Raw genomic sequence first — 243 nt, 5'->3', positions numbered from 1 at the left:
CAATTATTTTTTGTGGAGGATATTTTGCTTTAAAACATATTTTAAACACGACTGACTATTACGCGAAAGTTACTTTGGAAAACAAGACGAGTTCTGTGACCAGAAGCACTTCTGATTCAGAAAGTGAATACGTCTATTTCTTCAAATCCTCTAATAGTAAAGGGGAAATCAAAGATCTACGCTTACGTTCAGATTCATTACGTGAAGGTGTATACATCATGGCTCACGTAAATTACGATAAGA

The 243-nt window shown here is 34.6% G+C and carries 1 protein-coding gene; it reads left to right on the top strand.

All coding sequences use genetic code 11. The features are described 5' to 3' along the window. Window positions 1-243 (top strand): DUF1093 domain-containing protein (locus ETC07_RS16390; RefSeq protein WP_136249347.1); only part of this gene is annotated, 243 nt, incomplete at both ends.

This window comes from Halomonas borealis, assembly GCF_004798905.1.
GTDB lineage: Bacteria > Pseudomonadota > Gammaproteobacteria > Pseudomonadales > Halomonadaceae > Halomonas > Halomonas borealis.
Note: the sequence above shows the minus strand (reverse complement) of the source record. Positions and strands in the feature narration are given on the sequence as shown.